Origin of the sequence: Klebsiella sp. CN_Kp113, assembly GCF_040064585.1 — a bacterium.
Taxonomy (GTDB): Bacteria; Pseudomonadota; Gammaproteobacteria; order Enterobacterales; family Enterobacteriaceae; genus Klebsiella; species Klebsiella michiganensis.
In genome coordinates this window covers 44,787-68,557 of the sequence record NZ_JBEAID010000001.1, presented here as the reverse complement: position 1 = coordinate 68,557, position 23,771 = coordinate 44,787, and the positions used below count along the sequence as shown (strand labels likewise).

The 23,771-nt window shown below is 54.8% G+C and carries 23 protein-coding genes; 11 read left to right on the top strand and 12 right to left on the bottom strand.

All coding sequences use genetic code 11. The features are described 5' to 3' along the window. Positions 1 to 235: 235 nt before the first annotated feature. From ABLV30_RS00450 to ABLV30_RS00435, 4 genes are read right to left on the bottom strand one after another with little or no spacing between them, the layout of a single operon-like run. Positions 236 to 2,599: a hypothetical protein gene (locus tag ABLV30_RS00450; RefSeq protein WP_185219418.1), complete on the bottom strand. Its 2,364-nt coding sequence runs from the start codon at positions 2,597 to 2,599 to the stop codon at positions 236 to 238. A gap of 13 nt (positions 2,600 to 2,612) precedes the next feature. Then, a complete protein-coding gene (locus ABLV30_RS00445) occupies positions 2,613 to 3,359 on the bottom strand; it encodes an ABC transporter permease (RefSeq protein ID WP_265800985.1) in 747 nt (248 codons plus the stop codon). After that, positions 3,356 to 4,351 carry an ABC transporter substrate-binding protein gene (locus tag ABLV30_RS00440; RefSeq protein WP_046877371.1) on the bottom strand — a complete coding sequence of 332 codons (996 nt, stop codon included), beginning with the start codon at positions 4,349 to 4,351 and terminating at the stop codon, positions 3,356 to 3,358. The genes ABLV30_RS00445 and ABLV30_RS00440 overlap by 4 nt, the downstream gene beginning before the upstream one ends. 20 nt (positions 4,352 to 4,371) lie before the next feature. Next, positions 4,372 to 5,166: an ABC transporter ATP-binding protein gene (locus tag ABLV30_RS00435; RefSeq protein ID WP_122117175.1), complete on the bottom strand. Its 795-nt coding sequence runs from the start codon at positions 5,164 to 5,166 to the stop codon at positions 4,372 to 4,374. A 118-nt stretch (positions 5,167 to 5,284) separates the two neighbouring features. On the opposite strand from ABLV30_RS00435, the gene ABLV30_RS00430 reads away from it, so the two are divergent. Beyond that, positions 5,285 to 6,001 carry a GntR family transcriptional regulator gene (locus ABLV30_RS00430; RefSeq protein ID WP_265800988.1) on the top strand — a complete coding sequence of 239 codons (717 nt, stop codon included), beginning with the start codon at positions 5,285 to 5,287 and terminating at the stop codon, positions 5,999 to 6,001. Between the two features lie 616 nt (positions 6,002 to 6,617). Here ABLV30_RS00430 and ABLV30_RS00425 read toward each other — a convergent pair. The 5 genes from ABLV30_RS00425 to ABLV30_RS00405 form a co-directional block, all read right to left on the bottom strand. Then, positions 6,618 to 7,163 (bottom strand): chorismate mutase, encoded by a 546-nt coding sequence (locus tag ABLV30_RS00425; protein ID WP_102962110.1) that lies wholly within the window; start codon positions 7,161 to 7,163, stop codon positions 6,618 to 6,620. Positions 7,164 to 7,326: 163 nt separating this feature from the next. Next, positions 7,327 to 8,097: an amino acid ABC transporter substrate-binding protein gene (locus ABLV30_RS00420; RefSeq protein ID WP_348865487.1), complete on the bottom strand. Its 771-nt coding sequence runs from the start codon at positions 8,095 to 8,097 to the stop codon at positions 7,327 to 7,329. Positions 8,098 to 8,136: 39 nt separating this feature from the next. Next, positions 8,137 to 8,889: an amino acid ABC transporter ATP-binding protein gene (locus ABLV30_RS00415; protein WP_064358848.1), complete on the bottom strand. Its 753-nt coding sequence runs from the start codon at positions 8,887 to 8,889 to the stop codon at positions 8,137 to 8,139. Continuing rightward, a complete protein-coding gene (locus tag ABLV30_RS00410; RefSeq protein ID WP_014229048.1) occupies positions 8,867 to 9,562 on the bottom strand; it encodes an amino acid ABC transporter permease in 696 nt (231 codons plus the stop codon). Before ABLV30_RS00410 ends, ABLV30_RS00415 begins: the two co-directional genes overlap by 23 nt. 551 nt (positions 9,563 to 10,113) lie before the next feature. Then, complete coding sequence (locus ABLV30_RS00405) at positions 10,114 to 10,899, bottom strand: HAD-IIB family hydrolase (protein WP_265800991.1); 786 nt, start codon at positions 10,897 to 10,899, stop codon at positions 10,114 to 10,116. A gap of 378 nt (positions 10,900 to 11,277) precedes the next feature. Here ABLV30_RS00405 and epsC point away from each other — a divergent pair, with 378 nt between their 5' ends. The 7 genes from epsC to ABLV30_RS00370 all read left to right on the top strand — a co-directional run bounded on the left by epsC (position 11,278) and on the right by ABLV30_RS00370 (position 17,597). Next, the gene (gene epsC, locus ABLV30_RS00400) at positions 11,278 to 12,234 is read left to right on the top strand and encodes a serine O-acetyltransferase EpsC (RefSeq protein WP_014229051.1); all 957 of its coding nucleotides are present in this window, start codon (positions 11,278 to 11,280) and stop codon (positions 12,232 to 12,234) included. A gap of 67 nt (positions 12,235 to 12,301) precedes the next feature. Further along, positions 12,302 to 13,207, top strand: coding sequence for a PLP-dependent cysteine synthase family protein (locus ABLV30_RS00395; protein ID WP_014229052.1), 906 nt, complete (start codon positions 12,302 to 12,304; stop codon positions 13,205 to 13,207). Further along, the gene (locus ABLV30_RS00390; protein WP_025107022.1) at positions 13,200 to 13,628 is read left to right on the top strand and encodes a M67 family metallopeptidase; all 429 of its coding nucleotides are present in this window, start codon (positions 13,200 to 13,202) and stop codon (positions 13,626 to 13,628) included. Before ABLV30_RS00395 ends, ABLV30_RS00390 begins: the two co-directional genes overlap by 8 nt. A gap of 59 nt (positions 13,629 to 13,687) precedes the next feature. Next, positions 13,688 to 13,978 carry a MoaD/ThiS family protein gene (locus ABLV30_RS00385; RefSeq protein ID WP_014229054.1) on the top strand — a complete coding sequence of 97 codons (291 nt, stop codon included), beginning with the start codon at positions 13,688 to 13,690 and terminating at the stop codon, positions 13,976 to 13,978. Beyond that, positions 13,975 to 15,150 carry a molybdopterin-synthase adenylyltransferase MoeB gene (moeB, locus tag ABLV30_RS00380; protein WP_025107023.1) on the top strand — a complete coding sequence of 392 codons (1,176 nt, stop codon included), beginning with the start codon at positions 13,975 to 13,977 and terminating at the stop codon, positions 15,148 to 15,150. The genes ABLV30_RS00385 and moeB overlap by 4 nt, the downstream gene beginning before the upstream one ends. A gap of 37 nt (positions 15,151 to 15,187) precedes the next feature. Then, positions 15,188 to 16,132 carry a family 2A encapsulin nanocompartment shell protein gene (locus tag ABLV30_RS00375; RefSeq protein WP_014229056.1) on the top strand — a complete coding sequence of 315 codons (945 nt, stop codon included), beginning with the start codon at positions 15,188 to 15,190 and terminating at the stop codon, positions 16,130 to 16,132. After that, positions 16,119 to 17,597, top strand: coding sequence for a cysteine desulfurase (locus tag ABLV30_RS00370; protein WP_348865486.1), 1,479 nt, complete (start codon positions 16,119 to 16,121; stop codon positions 17,595 to 17,597). Before ABLV30_RS00375 ends, ABLV30_RS00370 begins: the two co-directional genes overlap by 14 nt. A gap of 191 nt (positions 17,598 to 17,788) precedes the next feature. On the opposite strand, the gene ABLV30_RS00365 is transcribed toward ABLV30_RS00370, so the two are convergent. The 3 genes from ABLV30_RS00365 to ABLV30_RS00355 are packed head-to-tail and all read right to left on the bottom strand — an operon-like array spanning position 17,789 to position 20,498. Then, entirely contained in the window at positions 17,789 to 18,655 is an 867-nt protein-coding gene (locus tag ABLV30_RS00365) for an ABC transporter permease (protein ID WP_014229058.1), read from the bottom strand. Then, complete coding sequence (locus ABLV30_RS00360) at positions 18,627 to 19,469, bottom strand: ABC transporter ATP-binding protein (protein ID WP_048261885.1); 843 nt, start codon at positions 19,467 to 19,469, stop codon at positions 18,627 to 18,629. The genes ABLV30_RS00365 and ABLV30_RS00360 overlap by 29 nt, the downstream gene beginning before the upstream one ends. 21 nt (positions 19,470 to 19,490) lie before the next feature. Continuing rightward, on the bottom strand, positions 19,491 to 20,498 hold the full coding sequence (locus ABLV30_RS00355; protein ID WP_014229060.1) for an ABC transporter substrate-binding protein: 1,008 nt from the start codon (positions 20,496 to 20,498) through the stop codon (positions 19,491 to 19,493). Positions 20,499 to 20,740: 242 nt separating this feature from the next. Between ABLV30_RS00355 and ABLV30_RS00350 the strand changes: the two genes are divergently transcribed. The 3 genes from ABLV30_RS00350 (at position 20,741) to ABLV30_RS00340 (ending at position 23,746) form a co-directional block, all read left to right on the top strand. Next, positions 20,741 to 21,763, top strand: coding sequence for a malate/lactate/ureidoglycolate dehydrogenase (locus tag ABLV30_RS00350; RefSeq protein ID WP_224225982.1), 1,023 nt, complete (start codon positions 20,741 to 20,743; stop codon positions 21,761 to 21,763). Positions 21,764 to 22,016: 253 nt separating this feature from the next. Beyond that, a complete protein-coding gene (locus tag ABLV30_RS00345) occupies positions 22,017 to 23,030 on the top strand; it encodes a D-cysteine desulfhydrase (RefSeq protein ID WP_265800994.1) in 1,014 nt (337 codons plus the stop codon). Continuing rightward, the gene (locus ABLV30_RS00340) at positions 23,027 to 23,746 is read left to right on the top strand and encodes an aspartate/glutamate racemase family protein (protein WP_224225981.1); all 720 of its coding nucleotides are present in this window, start codon (positions 23,027 to 23,029) and stop codon (positions 23,744 to 23,746) included. The genes ABLV30_RS00345 and ABLV30_RS00340 overlap by 4 nt, the downstream gene beginning before the upstream one ends. Positions 23,747 to 23,771: the final 25 nt, after the last annotated feature.

Genomic DNA, 23,771 nt, shown 5'->3' with positions numbered 1-23,771 from the left:
AGCGATCGTGCCGGGTCTGGCTGGCTAACACCCCAGTATATTGGGTACGGATAAAGTAACGGGGCTACACTTCCTTCATCAACATTGTACGCAAGGGAAAACGACATCAGGGCAGCGGTGGGCTGGAGACGCTGGTGCAGGACGGCGACCTTTTCGCAGATCTTGCAATACGGTCTGACTCTTAAACAACAAATAGCTACCGAAAATGCGGCAAGAAACTGCCGCATGCCACTCTTTAACGTGTTAAGAAGATGGCTGAGGTCCAAATCCGGGACTGGTCCTTTTGCCTGGCACTGATGAAGAACGGATGTTCCCGTTTTTCTGACAGGATAAGTTCAGAAAGTGGAATTTCGCCGCTGATATCACGTGGAAGCGGCTGTTCGGTAACCAGTTCAATATCTACCTGAAGTTCGGTGCCTGGAAGCGTAAAAGTCTCTTTGCCTGCAATCAGAAGCGTTTGACCATCAATATCCGTTTCAAAAACCGGCGCCCAGGCATGTGGTTGTGGCAAAAGCGGATCGCCCACTTTGATATAGCTACTGATGTCCAGATGAACGTGTATTTTTGCTCCGGCCAGCCCACCGGTACTGACAGTAACTGTGTCGCTGTCACCATTGGTGTCGGTCCGCAAGCCAATCTGTGTATGACTTTTACGCCAGACGGTCTGCTCCGGGTGATCTGCGCCCGAGAGGGAAAACGCATTGATTGGTGTCCCTGTGACCTCAATATGTCCCGTCCAGTAAGCACCCCGATAGCGGTCCTTAATGCGTGCCCCCCCCAGACGCACCCGGAACTGATATTTAGAGCGCCCAAATTCCGCGTGCAAATCGCGATGCCATACCTCTCTTTCTCCATCGTAAAGCGTTACCGCTTCCCAGCCCGCATCGCCTAACAGACGATAACGCAGTACATCTGCTGAACTGAATTCCGCTACATCTCCCATCAGCGCATCGCCCGCACGCAACTCGGCATAGCTTCGTTCACCTGTTGTGGCATAGGTGTGGCGGGCACGAAGCGCTGCAGCCACACCTTTTCTGTCGAATTGTTCAGCAAGTACGCCAGTCAGGCCTCCACGGGATCCGAAGACGGCTGTCGCAGGCACGCCACCACCACATCGCCCCTGATGTTCATCGCTGTTGGCGGTCGCGCCCAGACGATAGCCCCGTTCGAGCGCCTCGGCATAGACCCAGTGAAACTGCCCCCAGGCGGAACCGACTTCTATCAAGCGCTCCAGCTCCGGGTGATGCCAGTCCAGGTTGCAGCGGCGCCCGCCAACATGCGGGATTAACAGATGTTTGTGCGGTTCGCGTGCGTAGGCCGCATAAAGTTCATCAAGTGGCCATGCACCCGGTTTGATGGTTCCGGCAGTGAACTCATTCCACTCGAATGAACGCACCAGCCGCCCCTGATTATCAAACGGGAACTGAGGTTCATCATCTTCAAGGAACACCACATTATGATCGCCACCGGCGCAGGTATTACCGCACCACTCGGTACCGGAATAGCAGACAAAACTGTCTGGCTGGTTCAGCGCATTAATCAGCTTTACCGCCTGCTTCCAGCGCGCTTCAGTCACATTAAAATCGTTGGCGGTATAGCCAAGAATATCGAGACCGGCGACATCACGCCCGTAGCTGAGGTTATACAGCGTGTCGTTGGTACCAACCGTGTCATCAGAATGCACATGAAGATCGGCATAGAGCGGGCGCAGACCTGTGGCGGTTTCCTCCACCGTTATCCATCCTTTGCCTTCCAGCAAGGGCAGCGTGCCCAGTGCGGCGCTGAACGACCATTCTCCTGCGCAGAGATGCAAATCGCTGATACGCGCAATCGCCCAGCCCTCTTCGGCCAGCCGGAAATCATGATGCTCTGTTTCACCTCCCGATGAGGTCAGCGTCAGGCGTCCTGCCAGCGGCAGGCTCCGGCAGGTATTCCCCCAGCGGTCATCCAGCCGGACGATAACGGAGAAAGGCGTTTCAGGTGCCAGTAACCTTGGCGCGATCGCGGCAAGAGAAGCGGGCTCACCGGGCACGATATCCAGCAGCGTATCGCCGGGTACCTCAGCAAATTTTGAGCTCCCCAGCGGATCAACAAACAGGCGGAAGCGGAAATCTTTCTCAACGAAACTCTGTACACGCGTACCGCCCCCGCCATGGCGCCGATCGCCCAGGCGGATAATGATTTTGTCTCCCGGATTGATGTAGCCATCAATAATGTCGATCAGAATGGCTTTCTGGAACGGACGCTCGTGCCCCTTCTGATCAAAACGCACCTTCAAATGCTGGACCGTGGCAGGGCTCTGTCCTGGCACTAGCGGGCCTGCCTGATACTCGGCGCTGACATAGTTGGCTGCCGAGGGATCGCTGGTCTGAAACAGCGCCCAGTCCGAGTAAAATTTAAAGGCGAGCTTCAGCCATGCGCCGTCAGCCAGCCCGCTGGCGCCCACGGTATATACCAGTTGGATCTCTTCCCACGCACCGGCAGTCAACTGAGTATGCGAGCAGGCCACACTGCCCAGAAACGGTCGGGCTTTATTCTGCTCATACAAGCCCTTCGGAGCGATGTAATCGCCTGCATCACGGATATCGAACTGACTCACATTAACCTCACAATTATTGGGCGCGCCAGCGCTGATAGCGCTGTTCAATGCGGCGAAAAACAAGATTTTCCATTAACCAGGCGATAAGCCCGATAAGGCAAATTCCCAGTAGTACCTGACTGCTGTTACCCGTCTGTCCGCCCATGGCAACCATCCAGCCTATGCCCTGAGAGGCGCCGAGCATTTCCGCTGCCACCAGCGCACGCCATGCCTGGCTGAATCCGATGCGCAGTGCGGCGGTGATAAATGGCAGGGAGCTGGGCAGATAGACATGAAGAAGCAGTTGAAACGGTCGAGCTCCCAGCGTGCGTGCTGCACGCACTTCACCGCCACGGATGCCGCGGATCCCCTCCTGAATGGTCAGACACATCGGGAACAGCGCAGCGATGACAATCACCACCACGATGGAAACGAATCCCAGGCCGAAGATCAGCAGCATCAGCGGTGCCCATGCGATGGGCGGGATAGCCATAAACAGGCTGTTCAGTGGCGTAAGGAACTCCCTGACGCGATCGGAAAGTCCGGCGCTGACGCCAAGAATCAGTGCCAGCAGCACGGCAGTCATAAAGCCGGTGAATTCTTCCAGCAGGCTGGCCTGTAGCTGACCCCAGATGGAACCATCACTGAACCAGCGTATGGCTTCCCGCCATACGTCCCAGGGTTGCGGCAACACATAAGAGGGATAGTGACTCGCAACGATAACCCAGACCATGAGTAACGCGGGCAGGGAAGCCCAGCCCCAGTTTGGTTTGAACTTCACTGCGTTATCCCTGCTTTTGTCAGCCACTGCGTATCAACAAATTCATTCAGCTCTGGCGCCTTTTGCATGTAGCCCAGCGTCTGTGAGTCCTTCATCAGCTGCTCAAAAAAGGCGCCATCTTTCTTCGTCAGTGACACAGACCACTCAATACGTTTACGGGCTTCCTGAACCAGCGCCTCCGGCGGCAGCGTTTTACCGTCAGCGGTTTTAATGGCCCGCAGCTTAAACGCATCGGCCATGATCCGATCGGCTTCTGCAGGATGCTGATTGATAAAATCCACTGCTTTCTGATGCGCACGGATAAGCTTCACTACATCGTCCGGGCGGTCCTTCAGGGTCTCCGGTAACGCCATCAGTACATACCACGGATAACCCGGTTGGACTTTGTTTACATCGAGCAGCAGTCTGGCGTCGCCGCGCAGCAGTGCTTCGCTGACAAAGGGCTCCCAGGTGAAGGCTGCATCCACAACGCCCTGCTGCAGCGCAGCGGGCATGTTACCGGCGGGCATACTCAGGATCTGAGCATCTTTGTCAGCAACCAGACCTGCCTGCTGTTGCAGCACCACACCGCGCAGCAGAACATCCATTCCGCTCCCTTTTTTGACGCCAGCGATGCGTTTGCCTTTTAGGTCAGCCAACCGGGAAATAGCACTCTGTGCGGGAACGATCAGCGCGGCCTGTCCGCTGTTCACCTTAGCGATAATTTGCCCCTTGAGCCCGCGCGAAAACCACTGGAATACCGGTGTCGCACCCATATATGCTGCATCAAGTTCATGCGCCGCCAGCGCCTGACTGATGACGGGACCATCACCAAAGGATTTAAGCTCGACGGTCAGCCCTTCCTGGTGATAAAAACCCTCTTTCTCGGCGATAAGTGCAGGCGCGTTGGCCAGCGCATAGACCCAGCCAATACGCAGCGGCTGGGAATCCGCAGCGTCAGCAGCATTGAATAAAACCCCTGATATCAGCACAGCAAGAAATGATTTACCCATTTGATTGATGTTCCGTTTTGTTAGAGTGAGTGGTTGTCGGACTGCTGCATCACATCGGTAATGCGCTTCAGTAATTCATTACGATACATGGCAAAAGCCGGAAGCTGTCGCGTCTCCAGATTGCTTCGCGGGCGCGGTAAGGCGATGGGCAATTCGCTGTGTACGCCGCCGGGTGCACGATTCAGAACGATGACGCGGTCAGCAAGAAACACAGCCTCTTCAATATCGTGGGTGATGAAGACCGTTGTCTGCCCAATGGCGGACCAGAGACGTAGTGTCTCCTCGTTCATGTCCCCACGGGTGATGGCATCGAGCGCAGCAAATGGTTCGTCCATTAACAGAACATCCGGCTCCAGCGCCAGCGCGCGAGCCAGTGACACGCGCTGCTGCATGCCCCCGGACATCTGGTGCGGCAACTGATGTGCGGCATGTACCAGGCCCACACGTTGCAGATATGTCATAGCGCGTCGGCGCTGAGAGGCCACGTCCTCGCGCCTTTGCATCCTCAATCCGAACCGGACATTCTCCAGCGCGGTCAGCCAGCCAAAGAGCTGTGGCTGCTGAAAAACATAGCCAAGCCGATGGTTTTCCGGCGTGGTACGCTCACCGCCAATCCGCACGGCTCCCCGCTCTGGCTCTGTGAAACCGGCCAGCAGATTGAGTAACGTGCTCTTACCGCACCCCGAGGGGCCCAGCAACACCACAAACTCTCCCTGGCGGGCATGAAAACTGAAATGGCTGAATACCGGCGCGCCGCCGGGATAGCGAAAAGTGATATTGTCTACCGCCAGTGCGTATGGTTGAGAATTGGTCATGCTGAGCGTCACGTATAAGAAATAATGAGATGTAGTTATAATACGTATTAATACAAGTTGATCTAAGATCGCTTCTGACTAAACTAGATCCGAACGGAATACGAGAGACGGAACCTGAATGACACTGGTGCGTGAAAACATCACATCGCTCTACCGGCAGATTGCCGATACCCTGCGGCAGGAAATTGCCGCCGGACATTTTCAACCTGGCGGAAAACTGCCCTCTGAAGCTGCGCTTGAACAGCGCTTTGCGGTCAGCAGGGTGACGGTACGGCTCGCGCTGAAGCATCTGACAGAGCAGGGGATTGTCGAGCGCAAGCAGGGAAAGGGAACCTACATATCGGGCAAGAAGGTTGCACATGGCATCAACGTCATGCGTAGCTTTCATGAGTCGCTAAAGCAGCAGGGGCTGAATGCCACAATGCGTTTGCTGGTCAAAGAGGAGGTGCCAACGCCAGAGTCGCTGCAATCGCTGTTTCAAATGTCCCGGTCGCTGACGTTTATTTCACGGCTGCATCTGGTGGATAATGATTCCATTGCGGTGGGTTACAGTCATTTCCCGGCATTTCCTCATGAGCTGAGCTGGGAAGAGACCGAGAAGGAACCGACCTGGGTCCTGTTAGAAAAAGCCACGCAACATCACATCAGTCGCTCCGATATTGCCATCCGGCTGGCCTTCGCGGATAAGGGACTCTTTGACGTGCTGGGAACCGATAAAAACGCGCCGCTTTTTCTACTGGAGCGAACATCCTGGTTTGAAAACGGGCAGTGCGCTGAGAACTCTCGCTTTTTCATTCGTCCGGAACGCTACGAGTTTATTTTGAGCAACAGCTGAAGTAGGGGCTCTGATTCTCACCGGTGATTTAATTTGACTGGGTATTCAGAGTATTGGCAATCCGGTCATGAACCTCGCGATCTGGATGATGTTCATCATTCTGTTATCAGTATATGCGGTGAATGTCATTAGCCCTTAATCTTCTTCGTAAATCATCGTAGCTACTATTGAATGAGCGCTGACAGGGGGATACATGGATTCTGCATACGCGTTTAAGAATTTGGTTTCAGGAACGTCCCCCCGGAAAGTGAAGGCATGTTTCTTGTCAGGCCCACATGCGAGTCAACAGGGCACTGTTAACATATTGTCCGTCAGGCTGTTCCAGAGCATCTCACTTCGGCAATCCGCGCGGCCGATACTGCGCCCACCGGCGCAATACTCAGTGGAAAGTCTGCGCAACGGGCTGAACAGTGTTAGCGTGTGATGCTGCCAGGTTGAAGGGGAGGAGTGCTGCGCTATAGCTGAATCAGGCTGGGCTCTCTTCCCCCTGATACTGCAAGCATAGGGGTGATCTCATTGAATTGGTTGCACAATCAGTAGATCACAAAACGCTATGCTTGTCTTTTTCACCCGCCCATGAATGGGAATTCCTCAGTGCTTCAGCGGGGCTTTTTACTTAATCTTTCAACGAAATCCCTTTCATTGTTTCCCAGATTCTATGCTTATCCTGCTCGTGTAAATTCTTCTGCTGCACGGCGTGCATAAATGCCTCCTGGCCCTGTTCCGTCAGAGGTTGCCCGGACTTTAATCGTGCCGCCACACTTTGCAGAATACGATGGCTAAGTTGGCCGATTTGCGTCCGGACATCCTGAAGCGGGCGAGGCCGCCAGTCAGTTTCCGGCGCCGCCAACCAGTCGGCGCGATAGCGGTACTGAATCGCCTTGGCGGCGTCCATCTGCGCCTGAATAAATGGCCTTACGCTCTCGCCTTTTAATCCCAGCGAATCAGCATCAGCAGTGGCGCTCTCCAGAACCTTCTTCTCTTGCTGTAGATCTTCAATCGCCTGGTGATGTTGCGCTTTATATCCGGCAACATCTTTCATCAAGGACAAACGTTCATTGATCAAATTGCCAATCGAAGGGGGTGAAGCAGAAATTGCCGTTGCAGAGAAACTTGCGGCAGCGAGAAGCAACACGGCTGTATAGAGCTTGTACGGCATCATAAATCTCCGACGTCGATAAACAGGAAGTCTGTAAAGGCGTTCCCGGTCAGTTGAAGAAACATTTCGCAGAAAGCGTAGCTAGCGCATTTTACAGTCTTGTGATGATAAAAAAACCGTAAACCCGATCCGGGCTTACGGTTCTCTTTTACAGCGGGGTTAAAAATTACTTCGACACGTCCGCACCGAAGTATTTCTGGGAAATACGTTCGTAGGTGCCGTCGGCCTTGATCTCTTCCAGCGCTTTATCAATCGCCGCTTTCAGCTGCGGGTTGTTTTTGCGCAGCAACACGCCGGATTTCTCCGCGTCAGACTGGGTTGCGACAATTTTCACTGGCGCATCCGGTTTATGTTTTTTGAAGTCGAGGAACGACAGGTTGTCGTTGATGGTCGCATCGGCACGGCCCTGCACCACTAAATCCACAGATTGGTTAAAGCCATCGGTCGGCACAATATCCGCCCCGTATTTACGAGCGATCTGCGCATAGTTACTGGTCAGCGTGTGGGCTGATTTTTTGCCTTTCAGATCTTCAAAACTTTTAATGCTGCTTTTGTCATTGACGATCAGCACCGCTTTAGACGCGATATACGGCTCGGAGAAGTCGAATTTCTTCTGGCGTTCTGGCGTAATGCCGACCTGGTTAATCACCACATCGTAACGGCTCGCATCGACACCGGCGATCAGGCCGTCCCATTTCCCTTCTACGAACTGCGGGCTCACTTTCAGGCGTTTGGCGATTTCACGGCCAATCTCTACGTCAAAACCCTCCAGCGTGCCGGAAGCATTGTGGAAAGTGAACGGCGGATAGGTGCCTTCAGTACCGATTTTCAGTACGCCAGCGGACTGAATCTTTGCCAAATCATCCTGCGCCAGCGCTGCGTGGGCAAAACTAAGCTGCATAATCCCGGCGACGACTAATGTTGCGAGTGCTTTCATCTGCATTACCCTATGTTGTTTTTATTAACTCGCCCCGGATTACGGGAGCGCGGTGCTTAAAGAGGCGATAAACTCCGCAGTTCGGGGTCTCTTCGCGTGTAAAAACAAATCGTTAGCGGAGCCGGACTCAACAATTTCCCCGGCTTCCAGAAACACCACCTGGCTGGCGATATTCGCCGCCAGACGTAAATCATGGGTCGCCATGATCATGGTTGTTCCTTCCAGCGCCAGCTGGCGCAGCACGGCCACCACTTCGCCGGAGAGCTCAGGATCGAGTGCGGAAGTCGGTTCATCGCACAGCAGCACCGCCGGTGACGGCGCCAGCGCGCGGGCAATCGCCACGCGCTGCTGCTGGCCGCCAGAGAGCGTATTCGGCAGGGCGTTGCATTTGTGCAGCATGCCGACTTTATCCAGCAGTTCTTCACCACGGCGGCGGGCGCGTTCGCGATCCCATTTATGCACCGTAATCAGCCCTTCGGTGATGTTGTCGAGGGCGGTCATATGCGGAAACAGCGCGAAGTTCTGAAATACCATGCCGGTCTGGCGGCTGATGCGACGAATATCCTGGCCTTTTATCCGCGTGTCCGGCGCGAATGCGATGCGCTCTTTGCCGATGGTCAGCTCCCCGGACTGAGGAATTTCCAGCAAATTAATGCAGCGCAATAAGGTGCTTTTCCCGCTGCCTGAAGGGCCAATCAGCGTGGTTACCGTGCCTTCTTCAATCGTTAAATTGATGTTCTTCAGCACCCGGCTGCCGTCGAAACTTTTTTCAATGCTGGAGAGCGTTATCATTGACCTGACCTTTTACTGTCGTACCCGCTAATTTCCGCTCCAGCTTCTCTTGCAAATGCGATAACACCGAACTGAAGAACAGATAAATAATCGCCGCTTCGCTGTACAGAATCAGCGGTTCATAGGTCACTGCCGCAATTTGCTGCGCGGCAAGAAACATCTCCGGTACGGTGATCACCGACGCCAGCGAAGTGTCTTTTACCAGCGAAATAAAGGTGTTAGAGAGCGGCGGCACGGCGATGCGCGCGGCCTGCGGCAGAATAATACGACGCAGCGACTGCGCCCATGTCATGCTGATGGAATGGGCGGCTTCCCATTGCCCTTTCGGCACGGCCAGCAGCGTTGCCCTGATCACTTCTGAGGTATACGCACCAATATTGACGGTAAAGCCAATCACCGCCGCAGGGAAGGCATCAATGGTTAGCCCAGCGCTCGGCAACGCGTAGAAAATCAAAAATAGCTGCACCAGCAGCGGTGTACCGCGAATCAGCCAGACGTAAAACCGTATCACCGGCTTTAAAAAGGCCGGGCCGTACAGACGCAAAAGTGCCACCGCAAACCCGAGCGACAGCCCAAGAATAAAAGAGATCAGCGTTAAGGGAATGGTGAATTTCAGCCCCGCGGAAAGCATTGGCCAGAAAGAATCAATCGCTAAGGGTAACCATGTTGGCACTGCACACCTTCCGGACATAGCATCTTGCCAGAAATTGCTGGCGGAATATTTTATTAGCCCGGCTTAATTATTTGGGGGCCGGATTAGTGAGAATTATATTCTTTGCGCCGTGTGCGAAAACAAATATATACGAATAACGTTATATAGAAAAAAGCTAAGCCATTCTTTTTTGATGCAAACCCGCCGTCGTTACCTGCCGTTTTATGGCATCATTTGCGTGAAATTTCGCCATTAATGCACCATTTTTAATCGATTTGTCCGGAAATGGAAACCTCCAGACGCTATTTATATGAACAATAGTGTTTCGTTGGAAACGTCGGGAGATCACCAAACGGAAAACTTTTTTGCATACGGTAAAAATGACGGTATTGGTTTTTATCAGTAAGAAAAAACTAATATAAGACATGGTGTTATGGGATGTGTACATAACGAAGCACTGATGGGAACCGGCTGCCTGCGAACGTCAGGCAACCGCTGCAACATTTTCTGAAAGCCAGAGAGAAAAACCAGGGCGCCGGGGAATCGTTAAGCTGGTGGGTAAATTGCTGCTTTCAGCGGAATTTTGGGCCGAATACCGCCTGCGCCATCTCCACGAACCCCGCGCCGCCGGGGCCGAGCGTTACCCAGCGGGGGGCTACGGGGAGTTGATCCAGATACTGCCGGACGGTGCTGACGCCTACCGTGTGTTTGAAAAAAGCGAACATCGGCGCGTCGTTGGTTGAATCGCCGCTGTAGAGAATAGCTTCCCGCTCCCGATCGATATCGACGCCGTAGTGCTGAGCCAGAGTACGGCGCGTCATGGTCAGCTTGTCGTAGCCACCCAGCCAGCCCAGCACCCACAAGTTGTTGACGGTAGCGTCGGCACCCGCCTGCCGCAGCGTGTTGACGATGCGGCGCTCCAGTACCGGGTCGGCAGGCCGCGCGAAGGCCAGGCTGGTCAGGCGGAAGGGCTGATCGTCCGCCAGACGGGCTTCCGGTAGCGCTGCCAGGACCCGGTCGGCGATGGTCCGCAGTCGGGCGGCGACGGATGCCGTGGCGTCGTCCGCGTGCCAGTAATGATGCTCGATGCCATGCCCGTCCGCGGTGCGGCGGAAAAAAAGCCCGCCGTTTTCGCCAATGACGCCGTCAACAGGCCACATCCGCGCCATCTGATCGCACCAGCCCGCCGGCGCGGCGGTGACCGGGATCACCCGTATCCCGGCGGACTGCAATTGTTCAAGCGAGGTATAGGCGGCGGCCGACAAACGGCCCTGCCAGGTGAGCGTTTCATCCATATCGGTGAGGACAAAACGTACTGGCTCGAATTCATTAGCGGGAGCATCGGATAAAGCGCGCATAGGGAACCTTAAACATCATGATTTAATAACGGAAATGTTACGTTAATTCCTCATAATCAATAGCTAAAAATCAGTTATGCTTTGCAATAAATTCGCTATAAATTTTCCCTCATTGTCCAACTGAACGGTGGCGTTAATGACTCCATTTTTCACCCCGCCACATTTTCGTACCATCGCGAACGAGTCGCTCTGGCGAAGGAGGGACGCATCGATCGTATTCGCCGGGTACGGTTGATTGTCGAATGTGTTGATTTAAAAGTATTTACTCTTTTTAGCTATTCAAAGTCTATATGGTTATTTGTTTTTAATGTGGGTAATGCATAAAAGTGAGGTGACGCAAAAAAGATTTATCGATGCGATTTTAAGAAGGATATTATTATGCCGGAAGCGGGTGAATTGTATCTCATGCCGAAAAGAGAAAATAACTGGCATTTAAATAATGTCGTCGATGAACTCCGTCGCGTTCGTCAGGCGTGGCGCGATGAACATGCGAAAAATAATTATCGTAATAAACGTAGTTTACCTTCCCGGGAAAGCGTTAATTCAGTCACCGATACCTTGATAAAAGTGCTTTATCCGATGCGATTAGGTGATATTGAATTACGCAAAGAGGGCGAAGATTATTACGTCGGTCATTTGCTAGGCACCTCGCTAGACCGATTGACCGAAGAAGCGGTCCTGGAACTTTATTATCAGTCAGATGAGCAGGATGCGAGTCACACGCTGTCGCAGGAGGCGGTCAGGCGGGTTCAGCAGTTTGCCAACCGTTTGCCGGTCATCCGCCAGCGTCTCGATCGCGATATCCTCGCGGCGTATCAGGGAGATCCTTCCGCGCGCAGCATGGATGAGGTGCTGCTCTGCTATCCGGGAATTCACGCCGTTATGCACTATCGTCTTGCCCACGAGCTGCATCAGCTCGGTCTGCCTCTGCTGGCGCGAATGATATCTGAAAAAGCGCACAGCCAGACCGGAATAGATATTCATCCCGGCGCGCAGATTGATGACGGATTCTTTATCGATCACGGAACCGGCGTGGTGATTGGTGAAACGGCCATCGTCGGTAAACGCGTGCGTATTTACCAGGCGGTTACCCTTGGGGCCAAACGATTTATTGCCGGCGATGACGGGCAGTTGCAAAAAAACTATCCTCGCCATCCAATCATTGAAGATGATGTCGTTATTTACGCCGGCGCAACAATATTAGGGCGAATTACTATCGGCGCGCGTTCCAGCATTGGCGGAAATATATGGCTGACCCGTGATGTTCCGCCGGATAGTCATGTGCAGCAGGCCCGGGTACAGCAAAAACATTTCAGCGACGGTGACGGAATTTAATTCCGCCGATAATAAAATGAAATGACCAGCGCATCGGAATAAATAAAATAACAGCGTGATAATCATTATGAATTTACTTGAAACGATCGGCGCTACGCCGTTAATCACGTTACCCTCTTTTGCCGCCGAGCTACCTGGCGTAACGCTGCTGGCAAAAGCAGAGTTTATGAACCCCAGTGGCTCGGTGAAAGACCGCGCGGCGAAAGCGATGGTGCTGGACGGGATTGCTCGAGGGTTATTAACGCCGGGTAAAACGATTATTGATGCGACCAGCGGTAATACCGGCATTGCCTACGCGATGATTGGCGCGGCGCTGGGATATCACGTCCGGCTATATCTGCCGCAGAATACCAGCCCGGAGCGCAAACGTATTATTCGTCATTATGGCGCCACGATTGTGGAGACCGATCCGCTGGAAGGTTCTGACGGCGCCTATATTGAAGTTCAGGCACAAGTTGCTGCGCATCCGGAACGTTATTTTTATCCGGACCAATATAACAACCCCGTCAATCCGAATACGCATTTCGCAACGACCGGAAAAGAGATTTGGGAGCAGAGCGGGCAACAGATCACCCATTTTGTTGCCGGTATGGGCACCTCCGGCAGCTTCGTCGGCACCGCGCGGCGGCTTAAATATGAAAATCCGCGCGTGAAAACGCTCGCCGTACAGCCCGCTTCGCCATTCCACGGCATTGAAGGGACCAAGCATATGGGGAGCAGCATTAAACCTGGCATTCTCGACGAAACCCTGTTCGACGACGTTATTCCCGTCACCACCGAGGAGGCTTATGCGAGCACGCGGCGCCTCGCTCGGCGGGACGGCATTTTTGTCGGCATTTCCTCTGGCGCTAATGTCGCCGCCGCCGCGCGGCTGGCCCGCACGCTGCCGGCGGGATCGGTGGTGGTCACGCTGCTGTGTGATGTTGGCTCGCGTTATCTGACTGACGCTTTCTGGAATGAAACCCATGATTGAATTGACTCAAGAAATCACCAGGCTGATTGGCGCTGAAGGGGAAAAGGCCTATCCCAACGAATGCTGCGGTGCGCTCTTTGGCCACTTTTCCGCGCAGGGCGATGCCCGCGTGACGGCGATTTTCCCCATTGTTAATGCTCGCGAGTCGGAGGAGCAGTACCACCGTTTTGTCATCACCGCCGACGACTCCCTGCGGGCGGAACGCGCTGCGCTGGCTCAGGATGTGGACGTGATCGGCTATTACCATTCGCACCCCGATCACCCGGCCATTCCATCTGAATTTGATCGCGAACATGCGCTGCCGTTTTACGCCTATATCATCGTGGCGGTCGCGCAGCGCGAGGCGGGGGCGCTGACCAGCTGGCGGCTGACCCAGGACCGCCAGCGCTTTTTGCAGGAGGATGTGCAGATCGTTTTATGACGTGAATAACGGGCACAACGTTGCCGGAAACCAGAACAAAACACGGAGAGATTACCACTATGGCATCGACATTACTGATTCCCACTGCGCTACGCGCCTTCACCGACGGTCAGGGGAAAGTGATCCTCGAAGGCCACACCGTTGGGCAGCTGGTCGCAGCGCTGGCGGAGCGATTTCCTGACATTCAGCCGCATCTGTATGACGATACGGGCGCGCTGCGCAGTTTCATCAATCTGTACGTGGGAGAGAACAACATTAAAACCACCGGCGGGCTGGAGACTCCGGTTAGCGATGGGGCGGAAGTGCTGCTGGTTCCCGCCATTGCCGGCGGCGTCGGGAAGGCGATATGAGCAGACCGAGCATTATCCCGGATGACCGTCTGACGGAGCTGACGCATGCGGAAATTGCCCGCTATAGCCGCCATCTGCTGCTGCCGGAAGTCGGGCTTGAGGGGCAAAAGCGGCTGAAGGCTGCCCGCGTATTGCTTATCGGCACCGGCGGGTTGGGGGCGCCAGTGGCGCTTTATCTGGCTGCGGCGGGGGTCGGTAAGCTGGGGATTGTCGATTTTGATTTTGTCGACGTCTCCAACCTGCAAAGGCAGATCATTCACAGCACCAAAGATATCAACCGACCCAAAGTGGCTTCGGCGAAAGACAAGATTAAAGCCATCAACCCCGAGATACAGGTGGTGACCTATAACACCACCCTGAGCAGCAAAAACGCGCTCGAAATTATTGGGGAATATGACCTCGTCGTCGACGGTACGGATAATTATCCCACCCGTTATCTGATCAACGACGCCTGCGTTTTGCTGGGTAAACCGCTGGTCTATGGCTCCATTTTTCAGTTCGAAGGGCAGGCCAGCGTCTTTTATGCCGGGGAAGGACCGTGCTACCGGTGTCTTTATCCCGAGCCCCCGCCGCCGGGGTTGGTACCTTCCTGTGCCGAAGGCGGCGTTGTCGGCGTGCTGCCGGGGATTATCGGCACCATTCAGGCGGCGGAAGCGATCAAACTTATCGTCGGCGGCAGCGAGAGCCTGATTGGCCGCCTGTTGCTCTTCGATGTGTGGCAGATGAAGCAACGCGAGCTGCGGCTGGAGAGGGCTCCCGACTGCCCGGTATGCGGTGAGCATCCCTCGATTCATGCGCTCATCGACTACGAGGAGTTTTGCGGGCTGAAACCTGATGAAGCAGAAGTTCCGGTTGAAAGCGTCACGGCGCTTGAGCTTCACGCCTGGATAGAGGAGGGAAGACCCCTGCAGCTGATCGACATTCGTGAACCCCACGAAAGGGCGATTGCAAAATTTCCGCAGGCAAAGGTGATACCGCTGGGCCAGATAGTCAGACGTATCGGTGAATTCGACCCGACGGTCGATGCGGTATTTCTGTGCAAGATAGGGCAGCGCAGTATTTTCGCCATTCGGGCACTCCAGCGCGCAGGTTATCAGGGGCGCGTGATGAATTTAAAAGATGGCCTAAACGCCTGGGCACGGGATGTCGATACCCGTTTGCCGCAGTACTAACCTTCAGCTCCACTCTTTCAAACACTAAGGAATCATTATGGCAGAACAAAAAGGCATTAATGCACTGGGGCGTGAAGCCGCGTATCAGTTAGCGAACGTGACCAAAACGGCACCGCAATTTGCGGCAATCACCCCGCGCTGGGTCAGCCGTTTTCTCGATTATAAGGGCCTGGAATCGGGAATTTACCGGGTGAACAAGGTCGTGGAGGGAGAGACGCCGCTGGATGTATTATGCAGTCAGGATCCGTCGCGCGTTGAAATACCCCAGGGCTATATCGAGTATCAGACCACGCCGCGTGAATACCAGCTGGATTCGATTACGACCATTATAAACGTCGATACCAAAATCGCCGATCTCTACAGCTCGCCCTACGACCAGGCCTCAGAGCAAATCGCGCTGGCGATTGAAAGCCTGCGCGAGCGCCAGGAAAGTCAGCTGATCAATAACGATGAATATGGATTGCTGAAAAATATCGACGACTCGCAGCGTATTCAGACCCGCAATGGCCGTCCAACGCCGGATGACCTGGATGAGCTGTTGTCCAAAGTCTGGAAGGAGCCCTCCTTCTTTCTGGCCCATCCGCGCGCGATTGCCGCATTTCAGCGTGAGGCCACGCGACGCGGCGTGCCGCCGGTCACCGTGAATTTGCATGGGGGCACGTTTATCCTGTGGCGCGGTATTCCGCTGATCCCTTCCGACAAGCTGTTTGTCGATGGTCTGAAAAACCCGAAAGGCCAGGGCGGAAAAACCAATATCCTGTTGATTCGTTCCGGTGAAAGCAAACGCGGCGTGCTGGGACTTTATCAGGAAGGGCTGCCAAACGAACAGTCTCGCGGTTTGTCGGTGCGCTTCCGGGGGATCGACGATAACGGCGTGGCTTCCTATTTACTCTCACTTTATTGCTCCGCTGCGATCCTGGCCGATGACGCCATTGCCGTGCTGGAGGATGTTGAAGTGGGTGAATATTATGACTACGAGTAATTTATTCACGCTTCCCTATGCGCCCGGCGGATGGGCGGGCGACGCGCCCTCCGCGCGTGATTATGGTCTGCCCGACGCGCGCGATCTGCAGGGGCTGCCTGACGACGCGCCCGCACGCCCGCGTGCGACCGAAGCGGCTTACGCGCCGCGGGTGCTGCCATTGGGCCAGGAGAGCAGGGCGGATATCGCGCCTCGCGGATTCGCGCCGTTACCCCCTTCCAGCGTAAAAACGGCGCCGCCGGCGCGGGTTGGACAGATCCCGGTAGAACGCATCCGCGCTGATTTCCCGATCCTTAGCGAACAGGTGGACGGACATCCGCTGGTGTGGCTGGATAATGCCGCGACGACCCAGCGCCCGAAGCAGGTTATCGATCGTATCAGCCACTATTATTTACATGAGAATTCGAACGTTTATCGGGCGGCGCATACGCTTGCCGCTCGTTCCACCGATGCTTATGAAGCCGCGCGTGAGAAAGTGTCGCGCTTTATCGGCGCCCGCGGCCCGGAAAATATCATCTTCGTGCGCGGTACCACGGAAGGGCTCAATCTGATAGCGCACAGCTACGTGAAGCCGCTATTACGACCGGGGGATGAAATTATCCTGACGTTGCTTGAGCATCACGCCAATATTGTACCGTGGCAGCTTATTGCCCAGGAAACGGGCGCGACGATCCGCGTTGCGCCGGTTGATGAGCACGGTCAGCTGATCGTTGAGGAATATATCCGGTTGTTCAACGATAAAACCCGCTTTGTCTCCGCGACCCACGTTTCTAACGCGCTGGGTACCGTCACGCCGGTTCAGGAGCTGGTGCAGATCGCCCATCGTTTTGGGGTGCGCATTGCCATCGACGGCGCGCAGTCTATTTCGCATATCCCGACCAACGTGACGGCGCTGGATGCCGATTTCTTCGTCTTCTCCGGGCATAAAATTTTTGGGCCGACCGGGATCGGCGTGGTCTATGGCAAGCAGGAGGTGCTGGAAGAGGCGCGCCCTTATCAGGGCGGCGGGAATATGATTGCCGACGTGACCTTTGAACTGACGCGCTATCAGCCCTCGCCGAATAAGTTTGAGGCGGGGACGGGCAATATTGCTGATGCCGTCGGGCTGGGGGCGGCTATCGATTATGTCACCTCGCTGGGGATAGAAAACATTGCGCAGTACGAGCACGCCTTACTGGAGTATGGCATCGAGAAGCTGTCGGCTATTCCGGGTCTGACGCTGGTCGGCACCGCGGCGAACAAAACCAGCGTCTTATCTTTCGTGCTGGCGGGTCATGAAAATGCAGCCGTGGGGCGCTATCTCAGTCAGGTCGGCATTGCCGTGCGATCCGGACATCACTGCGCGCAACCGATCCTGCGCCATTTTGGTTATGAGAGTACCGTCCGGCCTTCGCTGGCTTTTTATAATACGCCGCAGGAAATTGATTTTCTCGCAGAGCATGTTGCAAGGTTTGCTTCGCGGTAGCGGTGTCAAGCACGCCAGGGATGGACCATGACGACAATCCCACAAGCCCGCTGATTTCCCCGCGGGCTTTTATCATATCGTGGTAAGGATAAGGCGTGTTGCCGCGACTTCGGCAACACGGCGAGCCAGCCTGAAAGGCGCCGGCGGACGTTTTAATGGGGGGCGCAGTAGCTGCCTGAATGAATGTGGGGTTAACGCTGCATCCCCCAGCGCTTAATTGTGATCTTTTCCAGACTGGCGAATACGATGCCTTCCACCAGCAGACCAATCGCGATGACCGTTAACAGCCCTGCAAATACCCGGTCGGTGAACAGTTCATTGCGATTCTGGAATATATACCAGCCCAGCCCCCCTTCGCCGCTGGAGGCGCCGAATACCAGTTCGGCGGCAATCAGCGTTCGCCAGGCGAAAGCCCAGCCTATTTTCAAACCGGAAAGGATGGCGGGCAACGATGCCGGAATAAGAATCGTGATCACATAGCGTGGCCCACGGAGGCCATAGTTGCGCCCGGCCATGCGCAGCGTTTCCGGCACGCTGCTAAATCCGGACCAGGTATTCAGAGCGATGGGCCACATGACGGAATGTATCAGTACAAATATCAGGCTGGCATTTCCCAGACCAAACCACAGCAGAGCCAGCGGCAGCAGCGCAATTGCCGGCAGTGGATTGAGCATCGCGGTTAATGTGCTGAGCAGATCGCGACCAAACTGCGTGGTCACTGCCAGGGCGCTGGCAATCAGCGCCAGCGCGCTGCCGGCCAGATATCCTTTCAGCAGGGTACTGAGTGAATTGACGATTTTTTCCGGCAGTTCGCCATTGCGCAGGTCTTCACTGAACGCCTGCAGCGTCTGAAATACCCCGGGCAGCATCAGATCGTTTTGCTGTATTCGCGCGGCGATCTCCCATAGCGCCAGCACCAGGGCGACAATCACAGACTTACGCAGCCATGCCTGATTCCACAGGCGCTGGCTTAAGGGTAGCGGCGTTTCTACCGGCAGATTACGTAGCGGCGGTAATTCGCGTTCGAATTCAGGACGAATGTACGGTGGCTGGGACATACGCTGGCTCCTCGCCGGATGAGTGAGACGGACCGTTGCCGGTCGTCGGGAATAACAGATGGTGAATATGACGAGCCGCGTGTTGAAACGCCTCGCTGCCGAAATCATTAAGCGTGAACTGATGACAATTAAGCTCTGCCCGGACGCGTCCTGGATGCGGCGAAAGCACCAGAATACGGCTGCCCACGACCAGCGCCTCTTCAATCGAGTGGGTGACGAAAAGCAGCGTAAAGCGCTCTTCTTCCCAGAGCGTCAGCAACTCTTCCTGCATCGTGCGCCGCGTCAGCGCATCCAGGGCGGCGAAGGGTTCGTCCATCAGCAGGATGCGCGGTTTCATCGCCAGCGCACGGGCGATGGCGACGCGCTGCTTCATGCCGCCGGAGAGCGTATGGGGCATCGCGTCAGCAAATTCCGCCAGACCGACTTTGTGAAGGAAATGCAGCGCCGTCTCTTTTGCCTGTGAACGGCTGGCTTTGCGGCTGGCGAGCAGAGGAAACATGACGTTTTCCAGCACCGTTTTCCACGGCGGCAGTTGGTCGAACTCCTGGAATACCATCATACGGTCCGGGGCGGGGGCGCTAACTGGCGTCCCTGCAAGCGAAATTTGACCGCTGCGCGGGGCAATAAAACCGCCTGCGGCTTTCAACAGGCTCGATTTTCCGCAGCCTGAGGGGCCAAGCAGAATAAAGCGGTCCCCAGGCCAGACATCAAAACTGACATCGTGCGTCGCGCGTACCCGGCGTTCACGCGTGCGGTATTCAATATCGACATGGCTGACCTGCAGCAGCGGGCCATCAATTTGCTGATTGACCATCATAGCCTCCAGTATCGCGGTTTAGCTGCCGGGGTTTTCCCATGCTTCGTTAAAAAAATAATCTTTCCACGAGCCGGCCTTATTTTTCAGTATCCCAAGCTCATGGAGTTTTTCGGCATATACGCCAGTACGTTCAGGGGAAACCGTAAAGCTTATTTCGGGATCGTTAACAATTTTTTGTACCAGCGGTAAAGGCAGCCGCGATTTCTCAACGCGAATGTAAGTTTCGGCAGCGGCATTTTTGTCACGGTTAATAATACTTGCGGCTTCGCTGAGCGCGCGATAAAACGCTTTATAGGTTCTGGGGTTTTCATCATGGAATTTCTGGGTGGTATAGAGAACATTAAAGGTTGCCTGTCCCCCCAGTACGTCATAGGAGCTGAGCACTTTATGCACGTTTTTATGTTCCAGCGCCTGATACTGGAAGGGCGGGCTGGAGAAATGGGTGGTAATCTCCGAGCCGCCGGCAATTAATGCCGCGCTGGCGTCCGGATGCGGTAAACTGACGCTAATTTTATCGAAGCGTTTGAAGTCCCCGTCACCATATAATTTCGCGGTCTCGATTTGTAATGTACGAGACTGAAAACCGACGCCTGCTGCCGGTACGGCAATCCGATCTTTTGCGGACAGATCTTTAATGCTTTTTACCGCCGGATTATTACTCAACAAATAATTGGGCATCGACCCCAGCGAGGCAATCGCTTTCACATTTTGCTTACCTTTGGTGCGATCCCATAGGGTGAGTACGGGGGGAACCCCCGCTGACGCAACGTCCAGAGCGCCAGAGAGCAGGGCCTCATTCATCCCGGTTACTCCGGAAATGGTGCGCCACTCTACTTTTATATCCAGCCCCTCTTTCTGACCCTCTTTTTCGATAAGCCGTTGGTCACGTACCACATCAAGAATTAAATAGCCGATGCCAAATTGCTGCGCGATACTAATGTTTCCTTCCGCTAATGCCGGCTGGCTTATCCCGCCCAGGGCGGAAAGCGCCAGCGTACAGGCGAGTATTCTGCTTGTTTTATTCATTTCAGTTTCCCAGAAAGGTGTTTCTCAGCCAAAAATCATGGGCAGAGGCGAGCGGGAAAGGAAGTGATTTAAATGAAAATGAATATCAGAGAAATGAATAACGATATTTGTGGCTTGTTATTTACCAGGCGGAAAAGCTTAGTCATTATTCATGTTTAGGTCATAAATATATTCTCAGTATAGTCGGGTTCATCTTTTAAATAGCCCTTATCAATGTAGGGGCAGTCATTGCGAGCCTCATCATGCCTTTATTTTCGGATCATCACTTACGTTCGCTTTTGCAGCGCCATCTGGTAAGGGTTGGCACCGGACCTGATATCGCTCAAAAGGTCGCGGATAACCTGGTCGAAGCCTCACTAAAAGGCCACGACTCTCATGGCGTGACCCTGTTACCGCGCTATATTCGGGCCATTCTGGCAGGGGATTTGAACCCTGGCGCCACGCTCACCATGTTGTCTGATGCCGGACCGATCGTCTCTTTTGATGGGGGGCACGGCTTTGGCCAGGCGTTGGGCGAACAGGCCATGGCCGTGGGTATTGAGCGTGCGCGCGAGTTTGGGGTGGCAATAATCGGATTGTCTAATACCCACCATCTTGGACGAATCGGCGCATGGGCGGAACAGGCGGCTGACGCCGGACTGGTCTCGCTCCATTTTGCCAACGTGGCAGCGCCGTCGGTCGTACTGCCTTTCGCTGGACTCGGTGCCCGACTCGGCACAAATCCTTTTTGTGTCGGGATACCGCTCGCGAACCGGCCCCCGGTTATCCTTGACTTCGCAACCAGCGCCATAGCAGGCAATAAAGCGCGCATCGCATGGAATGAAGGGCGAGCCATCCCTGAAGGATGTGCGGTAGATGCGAACGGACAACCCACCACCGACCCTGCGGTATTAATGACGGAACCGTTCGGTGCCTTGCTGCCTTTTGGCGGGCATAAAGGCGCAGGATTGTCGCTGATTTGTAGTCTACTCGGCGCTGCGCTGACCGGCGGCGAAACCGAAAGCCAGCAAATTCCGCCACGTGCCGGAATCATCAACAATATGCTATCGATTTTATTTGATCCTGCGCGGCTGGGGGCACAGGAGAGTTACCAGCAGGCGCTATTAGCGCAGGTGGACTGGGTGCGTAGCGGGCAGGAAGGGCGCAATGTGCAGATCCCCGGAGAGCCGGAATTGCGCGCGTATACCCGCCGTCGGCAAGAGGGTATCTGGATCGATGAGGTGAGCTGGCAGGCGTTTGTCGCCCTGGAAGCATTAAATACCTGAGGTTGTCTGCCTGGTTAAATACGTCTTTGGGTTATCTGTTCGAAAGCGTTGGTATTATGTCCGGTTAATTAGTGCTGATGAACAAAATAAATAAAAGCACTATTTTTTATCTTTTTTCCTCATAACCATAGCTGAAAAACTTGGTAAGTCATCAGTGAGAAAATAAATATAGTCATACTTAATATTGTATGAACCTTTTATCCTCGCGGCCAAATTTTAATTTGCTGCGTAGTCATTTTTTACAGGAGTTATTATGCATCTGGCGCGTTTCCCCCGGCTTCATTTTGGCCACTTCCCGACCCCTCTGGAGCCTCTCACGCAGCTTTCACGCTTGCTGGAGGGGCCAAATATCTGGATAAAACGAGACGATTGCACAGGCCTCGCCACTGGCGGCAATAAAACCCGCAAACTTGAGTTTTTGCTGGGCGATGCCCAGGCAAAACAGGCGGATATTATCATTACCCAGGGCGCCACGCAGTCTAACCATGTGCGTCAGACCGTCGCGGCGGCAGCCAGACTGGGTCTGGAAACGCATATTTTTCTCGAACAACGCGTCACGACGCTGGGTGATGAGTATCAGCAATCCGGCAATGTGCTGCTGGACGGTTTGCTCGGGGGCAAAATTATCGCTCATCTTCCCGGCGGTACGGATATGCAGCAGGCAATGGAACAACACGCGGAAAGCCTGCGAGCCAGGGGCCACACCCCTTATGTCATCCCCGGTGGAGGCTCGAACGCTATCGGCGCGCTGGGCTACGTCTCCTGCGCGGAAGAACTGCTTTGGCAGTCCAGCCAGCTACGGCTGCGCATCGATCATATCGTTCATGCCACCGGTAGCGCAGGTACACAGGCTGGCCTGATTGCGGGCTTAACTGCCACGCACAGCGGTATTCCTCTCCTCGGGATTAGCGTCCGCGCTCCGCGCGAAAAACAGGAACACAACGTCTGGCGTCTGGCGCAGCAGACGCGGGAACTGCTCGGTGTACCGGGTGAATTGCCGCATGAGGCGGTGGTGGCGAACAGTGATTATGTCGGCGAAGGCTATGGCTTGCCCACCGAAGGGATGCTTGAGGCGCTGCAGTTGCTGGCGCAGCACGAGGGGATTCTGCTCGACCCCGTCTATTCCGGAAAAGGCATGGCCGGATTGATTGATCTGATCCGTAAAGGTCATTTCCGCAGGGATGAGAATGTGGTGTTTATCCATACGGGGGGAAGTGCAGGTCTGTTTGGCTACCGTCAGGTCATCGCCGATTCTTTGCCATCATGAGTACACCATTTCTGCTGGGAATTCTTGGCGGCATGGGGCCGCTGGCGACGCTGGATCTGATGCATAAATTGCTGCGGGCAACGCCCGCCAGCAGCGACCAACAGCAAATTCCCCATGTGGTATGGAATGTGCCGCAAATTGCGGATCGCCAGCGGGCGCTGGCGGGAACGGGGCCATCCCCGCTGCCGCAGTTGTTGTACGGTGTGGAACAGCTGAACCGCGTGGGCGTCAGTCATATTGCCATTGCTTGTAATACGGCGCACCACTGGTATGAGGCGCTGGCGCAGCATAGCGACGCACCGTTGCTGCATATTGTGGACGCCACGCTGGCGGTATTCGACGGGAAAGAGAAACCCCGGCGGGTCGGGATTATTGCTACCCAGGGCACGCTGGATGCCGGTTGGTTTCAGCACGGATTTACCGCGATGGGGATCGAAAGCGTACAGCCGACGCAAGAAGAACTGCGGCAGTGGTTTGTGCCGGGATGCTATGCGGTAAAACGCGGCGAACTGCGTACCGGCGGAGAACTGCTGAGTCTACAGGCCCAGGCATTGCGCGATCGTGGCGCAGAGCGGCTGGTGCTGGCCTGTACAGAAGTGCCGGTTGCGCTGGCTGAGGTGACCTCACCGCATCTGGCCGTGTCAATTGATCCCGCAGAAGCGCTCGCCCGGCAGTGTGCCCGGCTATGGCTGGTGCAACGCGAGACATGGCATTAAAAACGTTGTTATTTAAAGGATAAAT